General features: G+C 44.4%; 21 protein-coding genes. 11 read left to right on the forward strand and 10 right to left on the reverse strand.

All coding sequences use genetic code 11. From position 1 onward, the window contains the following. The first annotated feature begins 36 nt into the window (after window positions 1-36). Window positions 37-1,047: a FecCD family ABC transporter permease gene (locus SporoP37_RS09150; protein WP_099662698.1), complete on the forward strand. Its 1,011-nt coding sequence runs from the start codon at window positions 37-39 to the stop codon at window positions 1,045-1,047. Continuing rightward, complete coding sequence (locus SporoP37_RS09155; RefSeq protein WP_085430782.1) at window positions 1,044-2,051, forward strand: FecCD family ABC transporter permease; 1,008 nt, start codon at window positions 1,044-1,046, stop codon at window positions 2,049-2,051. The genes SporoP37_RS09150 and SporoP37_RS09155 overlap by 4 nt, the downstream gene beginning before the upstream one ends. A gap of 20 nt (window positions 2,052-2,071) precedes the next feature. Here SporoP37_RS09155 and SporoP37_RS09160 read toward each other — a convergent pair whose 3' ends face one another. The 5 genes from SporoP37_RS09160 to SporoP37_RS09180 form a co-directional block, all read right to left on the reverse strand. Beyond that, entirely contained in the window at window positions 2,072-2,737 is a 666-nt protein-coding gene (locus SporoP37_RS09160) for a CoA transferase subunit B (RefSeq protein WP_081243373.1), read from the reverse strand. Window positions 2,738-2,752: 15 nt separating this feature from the next. Continuing rightward, window positions 2,753-3,448 (reverse strand): CoA transferase subunit A, encoded by a 696-nt coding sequence (locus tag SporoP37_RS09165; protein ID WP_085430783.1) that lies wholly within the window; start codon window positions 3,446-3,448, stop codon window positions 2,753-2,755. A 397-nt stretch (window positions 3,449-3,845) separates the two neighbouring features. Then, window positions 3,846-5,402 carry an ABC-F family ATP-binding cassette domain-containing protein gene (locus tag SporoP37_RS09170; RefSeq protein WP_081243375.1) on the reverse strand — a complete coding sequence of 519 codons (1,557 nt, stop codon included), beginning with the start codon at window positions 5,400-5,402 and terminating at the stop codon, window positions 3,846-3,848. A gap of 207 nt (window positions 5,403-5,609) precedes the next feature. Beyond that, complete coding sequence (locus tag SporoP37_RS09175) at window positions 5,610-7,091, reverse strand: BCCT family transporter (RefSeq protein ID WP_081243376.1); 1,482 nt, start codon at window positions 7,089-7,091, stop codon at window positions 5,610-5,612. Between the two features lie 262 nt (window positions 7,092-7,353). After that, entirely contained in the window at window positions 7,354-8,952 is a 1,599-nt protein-coding gene (locus SporoP37_RS09180) for an ABC transporter substrate-binding protein (RefSeq protein ID WP_081244810.1), read from the reverse strand. 188 nt (window positions 8,953-9,140) lie between these two features. On the opposite strand from SporoP37_RS09180, the gene SporoP37_RS09185 reads away from it, so the two are divergent. Together SporoP37_RS09185 and pgeF are read left to right on the forward strand one after the other, a co-directional pair. Further along, window positions 9,141-10,274, forward strand: coding sequence for an amidohydrolase (locus SporoP37_RS09185; protein ID WP_085430784.1), 1,134 nt, complete (start codon window positions 9,141-9,143; stop codon window positions 10,272-10,274). Continuing rightward, window positions 10,271-11,044, forward strand: coding sequence for a peptidoglycan editing factor PgeF (pgeF, locus tag SporoP37_RS09190; RefSeq protein WP_081243378.1), 774 nt, complete (start codon window positions 10,271-10,273; stop codon window positions 11,042-11,044). The genes SporoP37_RS09185 and pgeF overlap by 4 nt, the downstream gene beginning before the upstream one ends. Window positions 11,045-11,151: 107 nt before the next feature. On the opposite strand, the gene SporoP37_RS09195 is transcribed toward pgeF, so the two are convergent. Further along, window positions 11,152-11,499, reverse strand: a complete 348-nt coding sequence (locus SporoP37_RS09195; protein ID WP_081243379.1) for a DUF378 domain-containing protein — start codon at window positions 11,497-11,499, stop codon at window positions 11,152-11,154. A gap of 167 nt (window positions 11,500-11,666) precedes the next feature. Here SporoP37_RS09195 and SporoP37_RS09200 point away from each other — a divergent pair, with 167 nt between their 5' ends. Continuing rightward, window positions 11,667-12,581 (forward strand): patatin-like phospholipase family protein, encoded by a 915-nt coding sequence (locus tag SporoP37_RS09200; protein WP_085430785.1) that lies wholly within the window; start codon window positions 11,667-11,669, stop codon window positions 12,579-12,581. A gap of 75 nt (window positions 12,582-12,656) precedes the next feature. After that, the gene (locus SporoP37_RS16935; protein ID WP_155961327.1) at window positions 12,657-12,812 is read left to right on the forward strand and encodes a hypothetical protein; all 156 of its coding nucleotides are present in this window, start codon (window positions 12,657-12,659) and stop codon (window positions 12,810-12,812) included. 21 nt (window positions 12,813-12,833) lie between these two features. On the opposite strand, the gene SporoP37_RS09205 is transcribed toward SporoP37_RS16935, so the two are convergent. Further along, entirely contained in the window at window positions 12,834-13,061 is a 228-nt protein-coding gene (locus SporoP37_RS09205) for a group-specific protein (protein ID WP_085430786.1), read from the reverse strand. Between the two features lie 195 nt (window positions 13,062-13,256). On the opposite strand from SporoP37_RS09205, the gene SporoP37_RS09210 reads away from it, so the two are divergent. The 4 genes from SporoP37_RS09210 to SporoP37_RS09225 all read left to right on the forward strand — a co-directional run bounded on the left by SporoP37_RS09210 (window position 13,257) and on the right by SporoP37_RS09225 (window position 16,603). Next, window positions 13,257-14,585 (forward strand): TrkH family potassium uptake protein, encoded by a 1,329-nt coding sequence (locus SporoP37_RS09210; protein WP_085430787.1) that lies wholly within the window; start codon window positions 13,257-13,259, stop codon window positions 14,583-14,585. 112 nt (window positions 14,586-14,697) lie between these two features. Further along, the gene (locus tag SporoP37_RS09215) at window positions 14,698-15,069 is read left to right on the forward strand and encodes a GntR family transcriptional regulator (RefSeq protein ID WP_081243383.1); all 372 of its coding nucleotides are present in this window, start codon (window positions 14,698-14,700) and stop codon (window positions 15,067-15,069) included. 5 nt (window positions 15,070-15,074) lie between these two features. Beyond that, complete coding sequence (locus tag SporoP37_RS09220) at window positions 15,075-15,935, forward strand: ABC transporter ATP-binding protein (protein WP_085430788.1); 861 nt, start codon at window positions 15,075-15,077, stop codon at window positions 15,933-15,935. Next, a complete protein-coding gene (locus SporoP37_RS09225) occupies window positions 15,932-16,603 on the forward strand; it encodes an ABC-2 transporter permease (protein WP_081243385.1) in 672 nt (223 codons plus the stop codon). The genes SporoP37_RS09220 and SporoP37_RS09225 overlap by 4 nt, the downstream gene beginning before the upstream one ends. Window positions 16,604-16,803: 200 nt before the next feature. Here SporoP37_RS09225 and SporoP37_RS09230 read toward each other — a convergent pair whose 3' ends face one another. The 3 genes from SporoP37_RS09230 to SporoP37_RS09240 all read right to left on the reverse strand — a co-directional run bounded on the left by SporoP37_RS09230 (window position 16,804) and on the right by SporoP37_RS09240 (window position 20,143). Beyond that, window positions 16,804-17,220: a hypothetical protein gene (locus SporoP37_RS09230; protein ID WP_081243386.1), complete on the reverse strand. Its 417-nt coding sequence runs from the start codon at window positions 17,218-17,220 to the stop codon at window positions 16,804-16,806. A gap of 332 nt (window positions 17,221-17,552) precedes the next feature. Beyond that, window positions 17,553-19,007 carry a protein adenylyltransferase SelO gene (locus tag SporoP37_RS09235; RefSeq protein WP_085430789.1) on the reverse strand — a complete coding sequence of 485 codons (1,455 nt, stop codon included), beginning with the start codon at window positions 19,005-19,007 and terminating at the stop codon, window positions 17,553-17,555. A 281-nt stretch (window positions 19,008-19,288) separates the two neighbouring features. Further along, window positions 19,289-20,143: a YitT family protein gene (locus SporoP37_RS09240; RefSeq protein ID WP_231293224.1), complete on the reverse strand. Its 855-nt coding sequence runs from the start codon at window positions 20,141-20,143 to the stop codon at window positions 19,289-19,291. A 184-nt stretch (window positions 20,144-20,327) separates the two neighbouring features. Here SporoP37_RS09240 and SporoP37_RS09245 point away from each other — a divergent pair, with 184 nt between their 5' ends. After that, the gene (locus tag SporoP37_RS09245; RefSeq protein WP_081243390.1) at window positions 20,328-22,115 is read left to right on the forward strand and encodes a multicopper oxidase family protein; all 1,788 of its coding nucleotides are present in this window, start codon (window positions 20,328-20,330) and stop codon (window positions 22,113-22,115) included. The last annotated feature ends 17 nt before the right edge of the window (window positions 22,116-22,132 follow it).

Below are 22,132 nucleotides of genomic sequence, written 5' to 3' on the forward strand. Positions count from 1 at the left end.
GCCTCTTTTCTTATGAAAGGAAAGGAGCAGATCGATATGACCGAACAGCCAAACAAAAAACTTTTTTCTTTTGGCAGTAAATTGCTGGCATGTATACTGCTTCTGTTGATAGTGTTCGTCTGTTCGATGAAGCTGGGTGCCGCCCAAACTTCTTGGCATGATATTTGGCTGTCGTTTACAGACAGCAGTGATAAAAATGCTCTGCTGCTGAAAGAAATTCGAATGCCCCGGGAAGTCGGTGCTGTGCTGGTCGGAGCTGCATTGGCCATTTCCGGTGCAATCATGCAGGGCATGACGCGTAATCCACTGGCCGATCCCGGTTTACTTGGACTGACTGCAGGGGCTAATGCGGCGTTGGCAATTGCACTGGCATTCATCCCGTCTATTAATTACTTTGGTATCATGACAGCCTGCTTTATCGGATCTGCCGCAGGCGCCCTTTTCGTATTCGGGATTGCTTCCGCCAAGCGCGGCGGTTTTTCTCCAATTCGTCTGATTTTGGCCGGCGCCGCAGTATCAACCTTCTTATTTGCTATAGCAGAAGGCGTTGGGTTGTATTTCAAGATTTCCAAAAATACTTCGATGTGGACTGCAGGTGGCTTGATCGGAACAACATGGACTCAGCTTCAGACCATCGCTCCTGTGATTCTGGCAGGTATTTTCATGGCAATTCTTCTCTCCCGTCAGCTAACTCTGTTAAGTTTGAATGAAGAAGTGGCGATCGGGCTTGGACAAAACACATTCAAAGTAAAAGTCATGCTATTTATCATTATTATTTTACTGGCCGGGGCAGCTGTGGCTCTTGCGGGGAATCTGGCATTCGTCGGTTTAATGATTCCTCATATTGTTCGTGCTATCGTCGGGACGGACTATCGGTTCATTATTCCGTTCTCTGCTGCGGCCGGCGGAACGTTCATGCTGCTGGCAGACATACTGGGCCGGACATTGCAGGCACCTTTTGAAACGCCTGTTGCCGCGCTAGTTGCAATTATTGGACTGCCGTTCTTTCTTTTAATCGTACGCAGAGGAGGCCGAGCATTCTCATGATTCTTCCGCATATACGAAAAAAACAACGCTTCTTGATTGGTGTATTTGTTTTATTAATCCTGCTGTTAAGCACGATCGCAATGGGTCTTGGATACGCATCACTTGAATGGAAGAGGATAGTTCCCGCGCTACTTGGACAAGGGACGTTCAAAGAAGAATTCGTGCTGTATTCCATCCGGCTCCCCCGCATTATTTTGACCATACTTGCAGGTGCTGCACTCGCTTTATCCGGTGCTATTCTGCAGGGAATCACACGAAACGACCTGGCTGACCCTGGAATCATCGGAATTAATTCAGGGGCCGGAGCTGCCATCGCCGTTTTCTTTCTGTTTTTCCCGATAGACGCAGGAATTTTCTCTGTATTGTTACCGCTGGTCGGATTTGCCGGCGCCGTCGCGACATCCATCCTGATTTATCTCTTTGCATACAATCGCAAAACTGGACTTCAGCCAATGCGGCTCGTTCTGGTCGGGATCGGTTTTTCCATGGCACTCTCCGGTGTCATGATTGTCCTCGTTTCTTCAGCAGATAATGAAAAAGTCGATTTCATTGCCCGTTGGCTGGCCGGTAATATATGGGGGGACGATTGGCTATATATTTGGGCATTGCTGCCTTGGCTGCTGATTTTGATTCCTTTCACATTATTTAAGGCACACCGGCTTGACATGCTCGGTTTGAATGAAGCTGTTGCGACAGGAATCGGTGTGTCGATTGAACGCGAAAGAGCCATATTATTGCTGACGGCAGTCGCCTTGGCCGCTTCCGCTGTATCTGTTACAGGCGGCATCGCATTCATCGGTTTGATGGCGCCTCACATCGCCAAATCTCTAATCGGTCCGCGCCATCGGCTGAACCTGCCTATCGCCATCCTGCTCGGCAGTTTTCTGTTATTGCTGGCGGATACAATTGGCCGTAATATATTGGAGCCGAACGGGATTCCGGCAGGCGTCATCGTGTCATTGATTGGTGCGCCGTATTTTTGTTACTTATTACTGAAAAAATAAATAGGACTGGAACCCCCCGATTAGGGAGTTCCGGTCCTTTTTATCGTAAAGTCTGGAGATACCGTATACGATGCTTCCGTTCGGTCTCTCACTTCTTCCAGCGTGACACCTGGCGACGTTTCAATTAGCACCATGCCTTCTTCTGTAAAATCGAATACTGCCAAATCCGTGATCAGTCTGTCCACTACACGCTGACCAGTCAATGGTAAAGAACATCTCCTTTTCACTTTTGATTTACCATGCTTATTTACATGATCCATGATGATGACGACACGCTTGGCACCTGCGACCAGATCCATCGCACCGCCCATGCCTTTGACTACCTTGCCTGGAATCATCCAGTTCGCCAAGTCCCCGTTTTCGGATACTTCCATTCCGCCCAAAATTGCCAGATCAATATGGCCTCCGCGGATCATCGCAAATGATTCAGCACTGTCAAAGAACGATGAACCTGGTACTGTCGTAACAGTTTCTTTCCCTGCGTTAATCAGGTCCGCGTCTTCCTGACCTTCCACAGGATATGGACCGATTCCAAGGAGACCGTTTTCAGACTGCAGCAGCACATGAATATCTTCAGGGATTACGTTCGCAACAAGTGTCGGCATTCCGATGCCAAGATTGACGTTCATGCCGTCTTTAATTTCCTGCACAGCGCGATTGACGATAAGCTCTCTAGTATTACTCATAGTCACCTCTCCTTTTTACGCTTTTCTGACCGTTAAGCGTTCAATACGTTTTTCATAATCTTTACCAAGCAGCAATCGCTGCACGTAAATGCCGGGTGTATGAATTTCTTCCGGACTCAGCTCTCCCGCTTCCACGATTTCCTCTGCTTCCGCGATCGTAATTTTACCGGCCATTGCAGCTAGCGGGTTAAAATTACGGGCAGTTTTGCGATAAACCAAATTGCCGAACGTATCCGCTTTCCATGCCTTTACAAGTGCAAAGTCCCCTATAATGCCTTCTTCTAATAAATACGTTTTTCCGTTGAAGTCTCTTGTCTCTTTACCTTCTGCAATAGGTGTTCCGACGCCGGTTGCCGTATAGAACCCGGGAATTCCTGCGCCGCCTGCCCTGATTCGTTCAGCCAGCGTTCCTTGAGGGCATAATTCCACTTCCAGCTCCCCGTTTAGAAATTGTGTTTCAAATATTTTGTTCTCTCCCACATAAGAGGAAATCATCTTTTTAATTTGTTTATTGGCAAGCAGCATACCGAGTCCATCATGATCTGTTCCGCAGTTATTACTGACGACAGTCAAATCCTTCACCCCGCTGTCGCGTAACGCTTCAATAGATTTCTCCGGAATCCCGCATAAACCGAATCCCCCTGCAATAATCGTATCACCGTCTTTCACGTCTGAAACCGCTTCCATAAATGATTGAACCAGTTTACTCATACCATTCCCCTCCTCCGACTTGTTACTACCAGTTTACGTATTTCTGCTGTATAAGTAAATGAATAGACTTAATCTTCCGTTTACAGTCAGGCTTGCGGCTATTCTATACTTTCTATCGCTTTCTAATGAAACGGGCGTACATTGCAAGCTGGAAAAAAGTCTATCATTAGACAATAACTAAAGCGGCGGCAGAAACATCCCCTGTGAGTATATGTTACTGCCCGTCTTACTAACACTGTATTTTTTAAAGTGAGCCACATAAACTATACGAATCAGTGAAAAGTGAATATAACATACACTCTTTCCTGCTTAGAAATAGCAAGCCAAATAGAAAACGAACCCAGCCGGGCTGATGCCTAGCTGGATTCGTTTGTTTCACGTGGAACAAATTAACTTTTTAAAACATTTTTGTCGTCCATGACTCTCCGTTCCATACAGTCGATACAACACCTTCATAAAAATCCGGTTCGTGTGAAATAAGCAATATGCTTCCCTTGTATTCCTTCAATGCACGTTTCAGTTCTTCTTTTGCATCATAATCCAAATGATTAGTCGGTTCATCCAGTACCAGCAAATTCGTTTCTTGATTGACTAGTTTACATAGACGTACTTTCGCACGCTCTCCCCCACTTAACACTTTTACCTTACTCTCGATATGCTTCGTTGTTAATCCGACACGAGCCAATGCGGCACGCACTTCGTATTGTGCGAAGTGCGGGAATTCACTCCATATCTCTTCCAGACATGTGCGATCTGTATCTGTTTTGATTTCTTGCTCAAAGTAGCCGATTGACAAATGCTCGCCTTGTTCAACTTTACCTGAAAGTGCAGGTATTTCCCCGAGAATACTTTTCAGAAGTGTTGTTTTCCCGATGCCATTCGCACCGGCAAGCGCAATTTTTTGGCCCCGTTCCATTGAAAGATTTAACGGCTTGGACAACGGTTCTTCATAACCAATCACCAAGTCCGTCGTCTCGAATAAATATTTCCCGGGAGTTCTTGCGGTCTTAAAATCAAAATGCGGTTTAGGTTTTTCCGAATCCAATTCGATGACATCCATCTTATCCAGCTTCTTCTGGCGGGACATGGCCATTCGGCTCGTCGCAGCATTTGCTTTATTACGGGCTACAAAGTCCTTCAGGTTGGATATTTCCTTCTGCTGCTTTTTGTACGCTGCTTCCACTTGCTGCTTCTTCATTTCATGCACACGCAAAAACTCATCGTAGTCGCCAGGATAACGATTGACTTGCTGGTTTTCCATATGATAAATCAAGTTAATGACACTGTTCAAAAACGGAATATCGTGGGAGATTAATATAAACGCACCGGGATATTCCTGCAAATACGTGCGCAGCCATTCAATATGTTCAACGTCCAAATAGTTAGTCGGCTCATCCAGCAATAAAATATCGGGTTTTTCAAGCAGCAGTTTTGCAAGTAATACTTTCGTACGCTGGCCGCCGCTCAGATCATTAACGTCTGTGTCCAGTCCAAACTCATTCAGTCCGAGACCATTTGCCACTTCTTCCACTTTTGCATCAATCATATAAAACCCGCTTTGCTCCAGCGAATCTTGTATTTGTCCTGTCTCTTCCAGCAGGCCTTCCAATTCATCCGGCTCCACTTCACCCATCTTCGCAAAGAGCTCATTCATTTCGGTTTCCATATCGTATAAATATTGAAAGGCCGTACGCAATACATCACGAATGGACATCCCTTGCTTAAGTACCGCATGCTGATCCAAATAACCGACACGTACACGTTTTGACCACGTAACAGTTCCGGCATCGGGCTCCAGCTGATGCGTTATGATATTCATAAACGTAGATTTACCTTCCCCGTTCGCACCAACTAATCCTATATGTTCACCTGCTAATAGACGAAATGAAACGTCATCAAAAATTGCACGGTCACCAAAACCGTGACTAATATTTTTTACTGTTAATAAACTCATGTATACACCTATTCCTTTTCCGTTATCTCAATAAAACTGTATATGTTATTTTACCATCCTCTACATATAATTACTTCCGAAATGAAAAAACAGCCGGTAATTTCTATTCAGCAAACTGACAAGGCGTTGTGGGTATAAATCCTGCAGCAGATGACGGATGGCCAATGAAAAAAGGACATGCGTGTAAAAATCGCATGTCCTTTTTTATTATTTCATTTTACTTAACTCTTCATTCATTGACTTAAACAATGCAAACAGCATCAGTACGATGATAAACGAGAACGGCAGCGCCGCTATAATAATCGTGTTCTGCAATGCAAGAAGCCCGCCTGCAGAAAGCAGGACCAATGCGATCGTCGACACAATAATACCCCATATCACCTTCACCGAGTTCGGCGGCGTCAAAGAACCATATGTTGACTGCATACCTAACACGTATGTTGCTGAGTCAGCCGATGTGATGAAGAACGATGTCACAAGCAGAATCGCAAACAATGACAGAACTAATGAAAACGGCATTGAGTTAAACATCTCAAATGCAACTACTTCAATATTCAATGAAGCTAAATCTGCTGTCCCATTACTTTGCATTTCAATGGCTGTTGTACCGAATGTAGAGAACCATAGGAACGCGAAGAATGAAGGAACAAGGAGTACACCTGCCATAAATTCACGAATTGTGCGCCCTTTTGAAACTCGGGCGATAAACATACTGACGAATGGTGACCAAGAGATCCACCAAGCCCAATAGAATATCGTCCATCCATCTAACCATCCGCGATTCTCACCATTGAGCGGAGCTGTACCCATACTCATATCGATAAGTTTTGTAAAATAGCCGCCCACTGAATCAGTGAACATATTCATAATCAGCAATGTAGGTCCAAGGATAAGTACTAAACCTAATAGAGCTACCGCCAAAATCAAGTTGGTATTGGACAAATAGCGAATTCCTCTACTTAACCCTGACCAAGCTGATCCAATAAACAGTATCGTCACGACTGTTACAATGACAATTTGTGATTGCATGCCTATCGAGAAACCAAATAAGTAGTTCAAGCCTGCGTTAATTTGAACAGCACCTAAGCCGAGTGATGTTGCCACACCGAAAGCGGTTGCAAAAACTGCTAGTACGTCAATTATAGTGCCCAAAGGACCTTTCGTTTTATCTCCAAAAATCGGCTGCAGCGTTGCAGAAATCAAGCCGGGCTGGCCTTTTCTAAACTGGAAGTATGCCAGAGCCAATGCGACCATTCCATACAGCGACCAGATGTGAAGACCGTAGTGTAAAAATGTTTTCCGCATGGCCTCTTTATAAGCAGCAGGCGTTTGCGGGTCTTCTGTTGCCGGTACGGCATAGTGAGATAATGGTTCTGCAGCGCCATAGAACACCAAACCAATCCCCATACCTGCAGAGAATAGCATAGCAATCCACGTAACTGTAGCGAATTGCGGCCGGTCTGTATCTTTCCCTAAACGGATTTTACCGTATGGGCTGAATATCATAAAAATACTGATCAGTAACAGCGCAGTCATAAGTAACATGTAGTACCATCCGAAAGTTGATGCCACAAGCGCTTTTCCGGCATTCGTGATACTCTCAAAATGAACTGGATTTATTACTCCATAACCTACCGCTATAACAATTAAAACAATGGTTATATAAAAGACTTTTGATATTCTCTTCATAGTTCCCCCTCTTGACCTGAATTGCACAAGCAAGTTTACACTATACTGTAAAAGTGCTCAGAAATCAAACCAATTTAAATCGTTATTTGATTAAATTAGAACGTGGTACAATGGAAAGCCCATTGCGACAGTCCTCCCTGCATTCCTATAACTTTTTAATAAAAAAATATCAATACGCATTCTTCTCAAGTACTCTCTTTTGGCACACTGGCTATTTATGCTGATAGAAGAATAGCCGGCTTTACCCCCTGCCGGCTAGTTTCTACTTATCCAAATACATAACCGCATAATTATCATTTTCCATCGGATGCGGTTCAAAACCTTTTACATAGTCAGCAAAGCCGATAGGCGGCGTTGTGTGAGCCAGCGGTACCCATGGAGCATCTTCATGGAATACTTCCTGCGCTTTTTTGTAGAGGTCGATTCGTTCATTTTCCTCAAATGTCACACGCGCCTGTTCGATGAGGTTCTGAAATTCTTTGTTGTCGTAAAACGCCAGATTATTTGCAGGCGGCTTCATATTGGTGTTACTTAGGTTCGGGTACAGGAAATTGTCCGGATCTGCCATAACACCCGTCCATCCAAACAATGCCATCGGATGCTGCCCTTCCCCGGTCTTTTCCAAATACGTTGCCCATTCATACGTTACGATTTTTGCTTTAACTCCAATTTCCTGCAAGTTTGCTTGTATCGCTTCCGCTGTTTTCATTGGCTGCGGCAAGTAAGGACGCGGATTATTCATCGTCCAAATTTCGGTCTCAAAGCCATCAGGATACCCGGCCTCTGCCAGCAATTCTTTCGCAGCCTCCGCGTCGAATGCATAATCCTCGATCTCGTCATTATAGCCCCACAGCGAAGGCGGGATCGGATTTTTGGCTACATCTGCAAAACCGCTGTAAAACCCGTCCACTAGCGATTGTTTATCAATTGCCATATTGATTGCCTGTCGGACTTTCACATCATCAAACGGTTTTTTCTGTGTATTCATGACCATGAATCCTTCATTGAAACTCGGGCGTTTGACCAGTTCCAGATTTTCATTGTCTTCAATTGTTTTTGCATCTTCCGGATTCATTCCATCAATGAAATCCGCTTCCCCGCTCAACAGCACATTCAATCGGGTAGAGTTATCCGGAACGACGGTGAAGATTATCTGATCGAGCATCGGCTGATTATCTATATAATAGTTTTCATTTGCTTTGACGACAATTTTGTCATTGCGTGTCCAACTATCGAATACAAATGGACCTGTACCGACAGGATTCTCAAAGAATCTCTCATTATATTGTTCAATCGCCGCTGGACTGGCTATGCCGAACATGGGAATCGCCAAGTAGCTGACGAACGGCGCAATCTTCTCTTTCAATTTAATCTCGACTGTTTGTTCATCGACTGCTTTCACATGTTCAATCTTATGATTCTCTTCCCCTTTAAATCCGCCGTATAAAAACGGATAGTACGGGAAATCACCGATATGGTATTCATTGTCCGGATCCATCCAGCGCTCAAAGTTGAATACTACTGCGTCTGCATTAAAGTCCGTCCCGTCATGAAATTTCACACCTGTCTTCAGTGAAAGTGTCCATGTCAGACCATCTTCACTCGTTTCATAGGACTCCGCCAATTTCGGCTGTAACTGCAAATCTTTATCATATTCAAATAATGTTTCAAAAATTGCATGAGTGACTCGGATAGACTCTCCATCTGTAATATTGATCGGGTCCAAACCTACCGAATCCGCTCCTCTTGCATAGATCATCGAGCCACCTTTTTTGTTCCCTTCCTCCTTAGGCGCACCCGTCTCTTTTTCATTGTCATTTGAACATGCGCCTAAGAGGAGTAAACCTGCTAACATGCTCATCACAATTACAAATTTCTTCACTGCATTTCCTCCTTACGTTGATGGTCTAAGTTGCTACTTAACTATTCTCGATTAAACGTTTTGAAAAGTCAATAAATTTTGAAGGAATCTTCTTCACTTTTGCTGTTTTCCAATTAATATGGTTTACTTTGAGAATAATCAACTTTGGGAAACGGGGGAAGTCTTTCATGAATGATGCGATACACTATATTGAACGGAATAAAGACCAAATTCTGCAAACCTATCAGGAGCTGCACGCCATCGCTGAACCCAGTTGGCAGGAGCGGAACACTTCTCGCTACTTGCAGGATAAACTCTCAGCTGCCGGATTGACCATCACTGCCTATCAGGGCCACTATGGATTCATTGCAGAAATGGCTGGAAAAAAGGAGGGTGTTATTGCATTGCGCGCGGACATGGATGCACTGGTGCAGGAAATCGACGGAGAAGTGAAAGCCAATCATTCATGCGGACATGACGCACACAGCACGATGGCGTTATATACTGCGCTGGCATTGAAAAACAGTGAGGCAAACTTGCGCCATACGATTCGTTTTATTTTCCAGCCTGCAGAGGAACTGGCGGAAGGTGCACTGCAAATGATGGAGGAAGGTGTTCTTGAGGATGTATTGTTCTTAGGCGGTATTCATGTCCGGCCTCATTCAGAAGTTGCGTTCGGGAAATCTGCTCCTGCAATTCTGCATGGCTCGTCTGCAACGATTACAGGCACGATCACGGGAACACCTGCGCATGCAGCAAGACCGGAAGAAGGAAATAATCCAATTGAAGCGGCAAGTTTCCTCATTCAGGCTCTGATGCAGATCCGTTTGACGGGTAATAAAAAATTCTCTATCAAAATGACGGAACTGCATGGAGGCGAAACGAGCAACTCGGTTCCGGCAAGCGCCCGCTTTACATTGGATGTCCGGGCCGAGACGAATGACACGATGGATGCTCTGCTTGAAAAAGCACGCCACATCATTCAAAATACCGCTTCGCTGACAGAGACAAAGATCACCTATAAGGAAGAAGGCTACTCCCCTGCCGCGACGGAAAATACAGATGCCATCAGGCTGGCACGGCAGGCCATAGCCTCCGTGCTGGGAGAAGAAAACGCAGAGAACCCCTGCATCTCGCAAGGCGCGGAAGACTTTCATTTTTATACATGGAAGACACCGCATATTCCAGCAACAATGATTGGTCTGGGCTGTGATTTGAAACCGGGACTGCATCACCCGCAAATGTCGTTCAACACAGACGCGCTAATTTACGGGACTAAAATCCTGACACAACTTTTACTGAATGCGGATCAAAAACTATGAAAACAATCATCTATAAAGATCAAGACAATTTGCTGATGGGTATGACTATGAAAGACCGCAGAGAACCGGAATGTCATAACATCGCATTGCACGCATGCCAATCTGCGGATGATGTGATGAGCAACCGAAGGCAGCTGGCACATTTCTTACAGTGCGATGTACAGGATTTCGTATTTGCCAATCAAACACACAGCGCGAACTTCCACAAAGTAACAGAGAGTGATCGCGGTAAAGGTGCATGGAAACAGGAAACCGCCATCCCCAATACAGATGCACTGTATACATTTGAGCCGAACCTCGTCTTGTGCAGTTTGACGGCGGACTGTGTGCCTGTATTATTTTACAGCGATCACAGCACGCTGACTGGGGCAATTCATTCCGGATGGCAAGGGACCGTAAAGGAAATTACGTTGAATCTGTTTCGTCACCTGCAGCACGAGGAGCATTGTGATCTGAGCCATGTCCATGTTCAGATTGGCGCTGCGCTCAGTCAAGATAAGTTCGAGGTGGATGAAGATGTCTGTATGAAGTTCCATAAGCTTGGCTACGCAGACGAATTCATTTTCTATAATTCAGCAACCAAAAAGTATCATATCGATAATCAGCTGGCAGTAAAAAGACAATGTGAACTGGCAGGAATTCCTGAAGCCCACATTACGATCGACCGTACTTGCACTTTCCAGAGTCCTAACGGCTTTTCTTATCGTGAAGACAGACAAGCAGGCCGTCATGTCAGCTTTATCCGCAGATCCGCGAAAAAAACACAGTGAAGGAATGATCCTTCACTGTGTTTTCTCATTTCAAATTTATTTTTGGAAAAGGAACTGTCTGTCCTACTGCGGACTCGGACTGCGCATTTACTTGAGCCTTTGCTCAATTAATCCTTAGGATCTTCCAGTGTCCGATCCACTTTCCTGCGCTTTGTTTTTAAATCAAGCTCTTCACCGAACTCTGTGTTGTAGTTCACATTTCTAATCCGGTCAAAACGGTCGTTAGGCTCCACTTCCCTTTCGACATCCGTTACGATTTCCTCATTTGATTTAAATAGAAGTCCAATCGTTACCAGGCCGCTCAGACCCACAATGGCATAGACAAGCTTTGCAAGAATAGTCGTTTGGCCTCCAAACACACTGGCAACTAAATCAAAGTTAAAAAATCCAATCAATCCCCAGTTAAGCGCGCCAATAATGACCAATGTCAGCGCAATACGCATTAAAACGCTCATGTTGTACACCTCCTCAATATATACGATTGAATCCAGTACGATTTTGTATAGATTCTTTATTATAGTTCACTGAAAGAGACTTTTCATACATTTTCATACAAGACAGTTCTATTTTTATCTTTCAGACTCTACAGTAGAAGAACATTATCTACGAAAGCAGGGATGAAGTGAGAATAAATGGTGTTTTTTCAGGCGGCGGATTAAAAGGTTTTGCACTGGTCGGTGCTGTACAGGAGCTGAATGATCAAGGTTATCGATTTGAAAACGTAGCAGGAACGAGTGCGGGGGCAATTTTGGCGAGCTTCTTGGCTGCAGGCTATACTGCCGATGAAATCGAAATCATGCTGGCTGAAGAAGATTTCCAGTCCTTGCTGGATCCTAGAAAAACGCTGTTGCCGTTTCCATTTATGAAATGGATCTCGCTTTATTGGAGAATGGGTTTGTATCAGGGAAAAGAATTGGAGAATTGGTTTTTTGATAAGCTTGCCCGTAAAGGCTGCTATTCATTTGGCGATCTTCCGGAAGGTTCGCTGAAATTAGTGGCATCTGATTTAACGAACGGCAAGATGCTGGTGCTGCCTGATGATCTGGAGCAATACGGTTATAATCCTGAAAAGTTTTCGATCGCGAAAGCGCTGAGAATGAGCTGCGGTATTCCATACTTCTTTGAGCCTGTGCGTCTCGACGGACCAAACGGAACAATCGTTGTAGATGGAGGTGTGCTCAGTAATTTCCCTATGTGGATTTTTGATGGTGCATCGGCCAAAAAGCGGCCGACCATCGGATTGAAGTTAAGCCGAAATCAAAAAGACGTGCCGGGGCGTTCCATTCACAATGCGCTGCAATTATTTGAAGCATTATTTTCCACAATGAAAAATGCACATGATGAGAAATACATCTCACGTCAGCATGAAAACAACGTCGTCTTCATTCCGGTGGAAGATTACAGTGCCACACAATTTGACCTAAACGAAGAGCAAATGGAAGAGTTATTGTCTATTGGACGCAGCCGCACCAAAGAGTTTCTGTTAACATGGCAGCCTGTAAACCTCAAGTTAGCCAGTAAGCAAAATGTCATGTAAATGAAATATTTGAATCTGAAGCAGTTTAAAACAACGTTACGGCGGGTAAATTGACTTATAAGGAGGGCTGCAATTATGAATAATGTAAATGAAAGTTCTATCTTCATCAGAGAACTTGAGCTGCTTAGTGATGAGTATCAAACTGCACCCGCCGATATCAAAACGATTATCTTACAAGATATTCAGTTACTTGAATCTGCGATCTCCCTGTTACAAAGTGACGTACAGTGACTTACTATATAGATTTTGGCCTCAACGAAATAATTGCAGCATTTTATAGTCCCGTTCTGCACGTTCCTCTCCCGTTGCCAAGTCATATTTTTTTAACAGATGAAAAATCTCATTTAATGTCTCTTGATCCAATGGCTTATCCAAAAACGACGTACAGCTTTTCACCAGTTCTTCGGGCATGAATGCCTGCTGCTCTGTTAGCTTTTGCGCCACATCCTGAACCGTGTGATCAATTGGGCATTTGCTCATGTACATTCACTCCTTTGTCTACCACCATATCACAATATTCAATAATTTTAAAATGAAGACTTGTTGCTTAATTAATAGGAGCTGCGAGTCTTTTTTGCTCTACGTTTTCTTTTATTGCTTTTCTGTAAATGTAATTTATGCCAGATATGCACCTGCAGCTGTATTTCATTCGACAGACGGGGAGTTGAGCAGACCATGACGACTAGTGCAAAACGCAGAAAAAGCATTTCTCCCCCTGCTCTCATTGCATTGTCCTTTTTGTTCACTATTATAAACGGCACATTGCTTTTGAAATTGCCTATCGCCACACAGCGGCCGATCAGCTGGACAGATGCGCTATTTACCGCCACTTCGGCTACGACAGTGACAGGTTTAAGCGTGTTTGACATTGCTTCTACACTCACAGTTTTCGGTAAAGTTGTATTATTGCTGCTGATTCAAGTCGGCGGAGTAGGATTAATGGCATTTGCCGTTGCAGTGCTCATCATTTTGGGGCGGAAAGTCGGGATGAAAAATCGGATATTTATCCAGGAAACATTCAGTTACCAGTCTATCGGCGATACTGTACGATTTGTCGGTGAGATTCTTACGTTTGTCATTGTAATTGAAGCCATCGCATTCATCACTTTATCTATCGTGTGGGTGCCTGAATTCGGCTGGAAACATGGTTTATACTACAGCATCTTCCATACAGTCTCCGCCTTCAATAATGCGGGTTTTTCTCTATTTCCTGATAACTTGACTTCGTTCGCAGGAAATCCGGCAGTCACCCTCATTCTTTCCTCATTATTTATTATTGGCGGAATTGGATTTATCGTTGTGAAGGATATCATCCAAAAGAGATCGGTTCAGCACTGGTCGCTGCATACGAAAATGATGGTTTTCGGCACATTGACAGTGAATACCGTTGCTGCGCTTTTCTTGCTGATCCTGGAGTTCCATAATGAGAAAACAATCGGCAGCTTACATTTCATTGAAAAATTGTGGACTTCCTATTTTCAGGCCGTAACACCGCGTACGGCGGGATTTAATATGGTGGCTATCGGAGATATGGAAGAACCTTCACTTCTGCTTACTCTTATCCTGATGTTCATCGGAGGAGGCAGCGCGTCCACCGCCTCCGGTATTAAATTAACTACTTTCCTGGTTATAGTATTAGCGACTCTAGCCTATTTTAGGGGAATTAAAGAACCGCATATTTTTCGTCGAACAATTAAAACTGAGATTGTTTTTCGTTCCATGGCAATAGGTGCAGTCAGTTCCGGTGTTGTTTTTGTCGCTTTATTTTTACTGACGATTACCGAGAGAATGCCTATTTTTCCTTTGCTGTTTGAAACAGTATCAGCGTTTGGAACAGTGGGGCTTTCTTTAGGTATTACAGGTAATCTAAGTTCTGCCGGTGAAGTAATTCTCAGCTTCGTAATGTTTTTAGGCCGTATCGGTCCACTGACGCTCTTCTTCCTGCTCATTCATAACAAAAAAGAATCCTATCGTTATCCATACGACCAGGTTCAGACAGGTTAATAGATAGCGGCAAGCTTCCAGAGATCATTCTGGAGGCTTTTTTATTGTTGACTTCACTGTTATCACTGTATATACTGTTCATATACAGTATATAACGGAAGAAGGTGATGTATTGAATATTGTCATCTCCAATTCAGCGAACCAGCCGATTTATTTACAAATTAAGAATCAGCTGAAAGAGCAAATTCTACTAGGCGCACTGAAAGAGAAAGAAGCGCTGCCATCTATACGCAAACTGGCGAAAGACTTGCAAATCAGCGTAATTACAACAAAAAAAGCATATGAAGAACTAGAACGGGATGGGCTGATTGAAACATTTCCGGGTAAAGGATCATTCGTCGCCGCACAGAACCGCGAGCTTTTGAAAGAAGAACGTTTAAAGAAAATCGAGGAACAGCTGGTGAATGTGATTGAAGACGGACGGGCATTTGACGTAGGCCTTGAAGAACTCATTCATATGCTGACTTTACTATACGAGGAGTGAAGAGAATGGAAAATATAGCTGAAGTACGGAATCTGACGAAGCAGTTCAAGGGTTTTGCATTGAATGATCTCAGCTTCGACATTAAAAAAGGGTTCATTACCGGATTCATCGGGGCAAATGGCGCAGGAAAAACGACGACGATTCGCTGTCTGATGGACTTGATTCGATTTGAAAAAGGAGATATACGGGTTTTCGGCGAGTCCCACGAACATGATACAGCGGAGATCAAGCAGCGCATCGGTTTCGTCTATGATGCAAATTTCTATTATGAGGATCTTACTATTGAAAAAAACAAACGAATAATTGCTCCTTTTTATACAGATTGGGATGATGAATTATTTTATTACTATTTGCGGAAGTTTCAGCTGAATACCGCAAAACGTGTAAAGCATCTGTCGAAAGGAATGCGCATGAAGTTTTCACTGGCGATGGCTCTTTCCCACCATCCTGACTTTATTATTATGGATGAACCCACAGCCGGGCTGGATCCGATCGTACGGCGGGAACTGCTCGATATGATGCAAGATCTCATACAAAATGAGGAAAAAGCCATCTTCTTCTCGACTCACATCACAACCGATCTGGAGAAAATAGCAGACTTCATTGTTTTCATTCATGACGGCCGAATTGTTTTTCAGGGAGAGAAAGAGGAATTCACAAAGCGCTACGTCTTAGTAAAAGGCACCGCAGATCAGCGCTGTCTGCTGACTGGTTTACCTGTAATCGGATTACGTGCAACAGACGTCGGCTTTGATTGTTTGGCGGATACCGAGGAGATTTCTGCAGAACGCCTGCAAGAATTGCTTATTGAAGAACCGACACTTGAAGATATTATGTACTACACAGGAAGGAGCGGATCCGAATGAATGCTTTAATCAGAAAAGATTTATATACGCAAAAAGCGAGTACGTATTTCCAAGCGGCCTTGTGGTTCGTCATCTTTACAAACTTTTTTACAGATGGTCAGCCGGTGCGCCATGTCTTACTGCTGGTATTCACCGCTTACATCATAGCAACTTCAACGAGCAACAAAGCTTTTGAGAAAGAGTCAGTACTATTAAATAGCCTTCCGGTCACCAGAAAACAATTCGTCGTGGCTAAGTATGCGGCCGGTTTCATATGGTTCGGCCTTTCCGCAGCCGCGGTGCTCGTTTATATCTTCTTATTTGCTACGTTTGCGCCATTTCCTGCCCGGATGATGACGGTACCTGAATTACTTATCGCACTGGGATGCTTTTTCATCATTATCTCTCTATTTTATCCCCTGCAATTCAAAGCGGGCTACGTACTGGCGATTTCTTTGACAATTATCTTGCCATTACTGAGCCTGATGTCGTTCAGAATCATACTGAACATCATGGAAAATCCACGAATGGTAACGGAACAACAATTCTTTCGTCAGACCGCAGAACTTGTTACTGCCAATCAGTGGACTATTGCATTCTCCGTCCTTCTCGTCAGCGCCTTGGTGACATGGCTGTCGATTCTGTTATCGGTACGAATTATCCGCAAGACCGATTTTGATCATGTATGATGTTTGAAGGCGGACGCTTTCCGCGGGCATAGCTTGTGTCTATGCATTCATGCAGGTGTTGCCGCCTTACACTCCAGTCAACTAAGTGACAACTTTTCACTTACTCTCTAATCGCACTCCATTGCAGAACAATAACAGTTGAATTCGTAAGACATTCTTGGCAGTTGATAAATTTCAGTTCTCAAAACGCAATTGGCAGACTACAAGGCTGATAACTCGTTTAAAAACGGCAGCAAAACTTTTTCAAAATCGGCCGATTCATCATTGGCCAGCTGTCGTAAATAGTGTGCAGCCTTGGACTTTTGTTCAGCCGATAATTGCGCGTATAATTCAGGATCAGCAAACTTCTTCATAATACGAGCTACTGTGTAAATTTTAGATTCTGTTGTCATACGCATATAGTTATACTGCATTTCCGCATGTCCATACAGTGTATATAACGCCTCTGCATAATCTGAGTCGTACTCTTCATTTTCAAAAAAGAGCGCACTATCTCTTAGCGTATCTTGAATACCATGATCCATCCCTGCTTCATAAACAATCATTTTATTATAAAATACAAACGCCATAATACTGCATAATATCGCCAATACACTAAGGCTCACTTTTACTTTCATAGTACTATCCCCCGGCTTCTCTAATTTAAGTAAATTACAATCCGCAGTTCGCTGCGTTACATCGCCTATCTATTAAGTAAACTGCTCACTTATAATGTATTTTAGCTTGAGAATTTCTTGTGCCTTTCCGCGTTTCCAATTATTTTTAGAGTCCTAATGAAAGAAACTGGCTGACTCGTGATTTTTTAGGCGGTGTACTATTGATAGTCGCCTAGCATACTGATACAACGAAAATGGGGACAGCAATTCATCTGCGAATTGCGTCCCCATGTATCATGCTTTTTAACGTTTCTCCCCAAGTATTGGCCTTTACTGCAGCAGAAGACCTTTTTTTATGTTCCACAATACGTCTGATATGAACTGCCGTCAGAAGGCGGGGCTGTATATTCTTCTTGTTCTGCTGTATATGCGTAAGGATTTTCGAGGACGTTCAGCAGCTTTACAAAAGACCGCATATCTCCGTCTTCCGCTGCCTGCAGCGCTTCTTCCACCCGGTGATTTCTAGGAATTACTGAAGGATTATACTGTTTCATCAATGCTTCTGCCGCCTGCGAATCTTCAGGCTGACGCTGCAGTCTGGCTGTCCATCGCTCTTTCCACTTCATAAACTCCGGGTCATCAGACATTGCTTCTTGCTGTCCAAGCGTTAATGAACGAAAAGTATTCGTATAATCCATCTGTTGACTTTCCATGATCGAGAGCAAATCTGTTACAAGTGTTTCGTCGCCCTCTTCTTCATTGAACAAGCCCAGTTTCGACCGCATTCCGCCCATCCATTCCATGACATACAGCTTCGCGAATTCAGCCAGCCTGCTCTCAGCCAGCTTCACCGCTTCCTCTTTCTCTTCATGAAGGAGAGGCAGGAGTGTTTCGGCAAAACGGGTCAGATTCCATTCCGCGATACCCGGCTGATTGCGATATGAATAACGTCCCTGCACATCAATGGAACTGAAAACGGTTTGCGAGTTATACGTATCCATGAATGCGCACGGACCGTAGTCAATCGTCTCACCGCTGATTGTCATATTATCAGTATTCATCACACCGTGAATGAAACCTGCAAGCTGCCACTTGGCCACCAAGGAAGCCTGGCGTTTAATAACGTGCTCAAGCAATGACAAATAGGGCTGCCGGGCATCAGCAGCTTCCGGTACATGGCGCGTAATTGCGTAGTCCGCAAGCGCCTGCAAATCTTCTGTTACTTGTCTTGCAGCAGCGAATTGAAAAGTACCGACACGCAAGTGACTCGAGGCGACTCTGGTCAGCACGGCCCCGGTCAAGACGGTCTCCCGGTAGACAGGCTCTCCCGTCACTGTCACAGCTAAACTGCGTGTTGTCGGAATACCAAGTCCATGCATCGCCTCACTGATCAGATACTCACGCAGCATCGGCCCCAGCGCCGCACGTCCGTCTCCGCCGCGCGAATAAGGTGTTCTCCCTGATCCTTTCAGCTGAATGTCCACCCGTTGCCCCTGTGGTGTCACTTGCTCACCGAGAAGCATCGCACGCCCGTCACCCAGCATCGTAAAATTACCAAATTGATGACCTGCATATGCTTGGGCAATCGGTTCAATATCTTCTATTTTTGAATTTCCCGAAAAGATCTCCACGGCATCTTCTGCCTGCAATAGCGACGCGTCAAGTCCCAATGAAACAGCCAGCCTGTCATTGGAAATAACAAGCTGTGGCGCACTGACGGTATTAGGTTCTGCGATCGAGTAAAATGCGTCCGGCAACTGGCGAAAACTGCATTCTATATTCCATCCTAACGAATGATTATTTTTCATAAGTTCCTCTTTCCGCTTCCATATTTTTCACGCTATAAAAAATAGATTAGGGCGAAAGAATCCATCGCTCTTTCCAAGTGATTTCCTCTTATATCCAGACTCATATATTGTAGCATTACAGCTATCGGCAACAAAATCATTTGAATTTCTTAAATCTCACCAACCTCCCCAATTATCCGTTCATTACGGCAAGGCATACATGTACGGCATTACTGTCAGTATAAACCTGAAAAAGCTATCCGAAACATTACTCTTATGTAATATCGAGGATAGCCCTTTCATTAAACTTTCGACAGAGAAAATCCTCTTCCCAAAATTTCCGATGCATTCAGGAACACGACAAATGAATGCGGCTCTTCCTCTTGCAGCACTCTTTTTAAGTAAATGGCTTCCGGCTGCTCTACTACACATAAAATCATGGTCTTCTCCTGATTGGAGAACCCGCCGACTGATCGCACTTTGGTCAATCCCCTGTCAATTTCTTCTTTAATAATCGTCTGAATACGTTCTTCATTATCTGTAATAATCAATACTAACTTAGAAGGGGATGTCTGGAGCTGAACGAAGTCGATCACTTTACTTGTGACAAAAATCGCCATCATCGCAAACAGCGCTAATTCTAAGCTGAAGACCAAAGCAGAAGCAATGACGACCAGTCCGTCCACAAGCATTTGCGCATAGCCGCTCGACAGACCCGTATACTTCTTAACGATCTGCGCGACTGTGGCAAGACCGCCTGTCGACCCATTCCCCCGATAGACTATACCCAGTCCGACTCCCAGCATAATCCCTCCATAGATAGCGGCCAATAACGGATTGTCGATGGTTGATGGAATGTCTGCAGACAGCCAGATCGTAAGCGGCACGAAAAATGTACCAACCAAAGTTTTCAGACTAAAATCCTTACCGAGAAGCACCAATCCAATGAAAAAAATCGGAATATTGATGAGCCACTGAACAAAGGCTGGTTCAAATCCATACAGTCCATAAAGAATCGTACTGATTCCTGATACACCGCCTGCAGCAAGTCTTGCAGGAAGGAAAAATATATTAAAAGCCAGTCCAACCAGAACCGAGCCGGCGATAACCCATATGTATTCGATTAATAGCTTTCTCTTTGCTGTATAGGTCTTCACATGTAAAACCTTCCTCTCCCGATGTTCTAAAAGCACTATTGTCATGTTATATCATAACGCAAAAATAGTCATCTGTGATATTTCTAAGAAGCATGGCGGTTCAGAATTTATTTGTGGTCATAATTACCCCGATTCATGCATCTACTGGTCCAGGTGGTAAAAATTAACGGAAGGACGCGATGAATTGAAGTTAACACCATTTATGGATGCGTTACCTATTCCTCAATACCTGAAAGCCATGGAGAGGCATAAGTGTTACACCTATTATGAAATCGGAATGAAGGAATTTGAACATAGCTTCCACTCCGAATTACCCCCTACGAAGATATGGGGCTACGAAGGACAGTTTCCGGGACCTTTGGTCAGTGTCAACAGCGGGGAATGTGCGCACATCAAATGGAAGAATGAGCTGCCCGACAAACACTTCTTGCCAATCGACCGTACGCTGCATGGTTCAAGCGAGCATATGCCTGACGTTCGGACTGTCGTGCATTTACACGGTGCAGAAGTAGAGCCTGAAAGCGATGGCCACCCGGAAGCATGGTTTACAAATAATTATCATACAGTCGGAGCTTTATTTGATTCGCCGGTCTATAAATATAATAATAATCAGCGGGCCGCCACACTTTGGTATCATGATCATGCGGTCGGTATTACACGTTTGAATGTCTACGCAGGACTCGTTGGAATGTATATTATTCGAGACGAGGAAGAGCGCAGATTAAACCTTCCGTCCGGCGCGTATGAAGTTCCGCTGATTATCGCAGACCGCGGATTTAATGATGACGGCTCTCTTTTCTATTCTGATACAACAAACGTCAGGCCTGGTCCTGTGCAGCCCGGACTGACTTTCCCGCATCCATCTGTCACGCCTGGCGAGGCGTTTGAAAACATCACAGTAAACGGTAAAGTCTGGCCGTATTTCGAAGTAGAGCCGCGTAAATATCGATTCCGCATATTAAATGCCTCTAATGAACGTTTTTATCGAATCCATTTATCTAACGGCACGAAATTTATTCAAATTGGTTCAGACGGCGGATTAATGGAAAAGCCGGTATTTATGAATGAATTAACGATTGGACCTGCTGAGCGGATGGATGTCGTCGTCGATTTCTCCAAAATGAATCCGGGCGATACGATTGTAATGGAAAACACGGCAGCCACGCCATTTGATTTTCCGCCGCCGATAGGCAATGTACCTGACCCAGAAACGGACGGACAGATCATGCAGTTCCGCGTGATTGAATCGATAGGGCCTGATACGAGCAAAGTACCGGCCACACTCAGTAAAATACCGAAACTGCGTGAATGTGATGCTACCGTGACAAGGGATATTACGTTGGACGCGGACATCGATGAGTATGGCCGTCTTAAGTTCCTTCTCGGCAATAGAGGATTCATGGAACGAATCGATTTCAAACCTAAACTGAATGATACAGAGATTTGGCGATTCATCAATACGGCAGGCGCCACACATCCGCTGCATATTCATCTCATACAGTTCCAAATTCTCGACCGCATTCCGTTTGACGCCCAAGGCTTTACGGCGAATGGTTTACTTGAATTCACCGGACCGGCTGAACCGCCCGCTGAAAATGAACGCGGCTGGAAAGATGTAGTCCAGTCTCCGCCGGGGTATGTAACTCGCGTTATTATGCGCTTTGCCCCGTTCACTGGCCGTTATATGCTCCATTGTCATATTTTAGAGCATGAAGATCATGATATGATGCGTTCATTTGAAGTAGTTGGCCGGAAGTGTGAATGCAAAACCATTTGCACTTGCACAAGCCGCAAAGCAAAACGGAAATGTGAATGCAGGAAAGGCTGTACTTGCCGCGGCAAGTGTACATGCAAAAAATCTTGCACATGCCGTAAAAGAAAGCCATCTCCTCCATCCCATGAGGAAAATAATGATAAAAGATGCCCTTCATGTTCTCCTTGTTCAGAGACATACCGATGCGAATGTGAATGAACGAACCCCGCGAGATC

Source organism: Sporosarcina sp. P37 (assembly GCF_002109365.1).
GTDB lineage: Bacteria > Bacillota > Bacilli > Bacillales_A > Planococcaceae > Sporosarcina.